A 1,650-nucleotide genomic window follows, 5' to 3' on the forward strand; every position below is an offset into this window, starting at 1 on the left:
AGAGCAGGCGGCCTACCACTTCCTCTCCGGCTACACCGCGCTGGTCGGTTCCACCGAAATGGGCTCGGGGGCCGGCATCAAGTCGACCTTCTCCACCTGCTTCGGCGCGCCGTTCTTCCCGCGTCCGGCTGGCGAGTACGCCGAACTGCTGATCAAACGCATCCGCGGCTTCGGCTCCAAGGTGTACCTGGTCAACACCGGCTGGACCGGTGGCGGCTACGGCGTCGGCAAGCGTTTCAACATCCCCACCACCCGTGGCGTGATCGCGGCCATCCAGAGCGGCGCGCTGATCGGTGCCGAGACCGAGCAACTGCCGATCATCAACCTGAGCGTGCCGAAGTCGGTACCGGGCGTCGAAACCAACCTGCTCAACCCGCGCAACACCTGGGCTGACCAGAACGCCTACGACGAAGCCGCGAAAGGCCTGGCCAAGCTGTTTATCGACAACTTCCAGAAGTTCGACGTCAGCGACGCGATCAAGAACGCCGGCCCGCAGCTCTAAGCCGCGCAGCGTTCGGATCAATAAAAAACCGCCTTCGGGCGGTTTTTTTATGGCCTGCCATCCATGGCGGCCACCCTTTGGGCCGTCGCTGCGCGACGTTAAAAATGGCTCCCGGCCATTTTGTATGACTGCTGCCGGCCGCGATTTAACTGGGGCCTAAACGGGAAAGCCGCCCTAAGGCGGCTTTTTATGCCCATCTGCAAGCAGATCGGGCACGGTTGTGGATCTTTGCGCTGTAGCAGAACTCTCACAAGCCGCTCTTCACGGCTAAGGGTGTTGCCGATGTACTGGCGCAGAACACTCGACGTAACTCGTGATGCAACTTCCGCGTATTTCCAGTGCGTTGGAGCGGCTATCGACCTGAACTGTGCTGGCTACTGCCAGATAGGTGTCGATGTGCTGCCTTGGCTGCTGGCGCTGTCCAGTTGCGTGGCGGCGTTAGGTCGGTGGCCTGGCTCAGTTCACAGCTAACTTGGGGATCAGCAACCTGATCAGGAGCATGGCCTACCACTCAATTCAGCTGCTCGGGATTGACCCGGGCCGATGCTGTATTGGCCATCTGGCCTGCGATGTAGCGGATCTAGGTTGCGACCGACAAGCCGCCGCTGAAACCAGATACCTGCATACTCATCTCCTTTCTCGCCTGCAATGGCTTCAATGTACTCCCGCCTGTGCCGCAGCGGTTAGTCGGATTGGTAATAGCCGGGCTGTTTGTAGGGCTCTAATTAATCGGTCAAAAAGTAAGCTGGCAATCCCGAGCCCAGTGTGGGCGCGGACGCTGCCTGCTGCATCAGCTCTTGGCTCGGGTCGCATGATTACCTGATTTTCTGGCAACCACTCGATAGTTAGCACCAATAAGTTCAGATATGGCAAAGGTTAAGAAAAAGCTCACTCCTGCTCAAAAGCGTGCGAAGAAAGCCGCGAAGGCCGAGCGACAAAAGAAATACCAGTGGGTCTTTATGAACGGCAAGCAAGTCAGAATAAAGCGGCCACCAACAGTGGATGGCATACCGGTAGAGCAGTTCATTGAGGAGAATGCTGATCCGATCTGGTTGCACCAGAATGAACTGAGGGAGCTGATGCCGGTGGAAAACTCTATTTTCGAACCTGACCCGGCTACCGAATTAGAGACAACGGAAGATGAGAAT

At 57.5% G+C, this 1,650-nt stretch carries 2 protein-coding genes; both read left to right on the forward strand.

Going from position 1 to position 1,650, the window contains the following annotated elements; genetic code table 11:
- A partial coding sequence (locus tag Q8Q83_RS03645) for a phosphoenolpyruvate carboxykinase (ATP) (RefSeq protein WP_305621206.1) occupies positions 1–502 on the forward strand: 502 nt, incomplete at its 5' end.
- 866 nt (positions 503–1,368) lie between these two features.
- A partial coding sequence (locus Q8Q83_RS03650; RefSeq protein WP_305621208.1) for a hypothetical protein occupies positions 1,369–1,650 on the forward strand: 282 nt, incomplete at its 3' end.

The organism is Pseudomonas sp. (assembly GCF_030696055.1).
In the GTDB taxonomy this organism is placed as follows: Bacteria; Pseudomonadota; Gammaproteobacteria; order Pseudomonadales; family Pseudomonadaceae; genus Aquipseudomonas.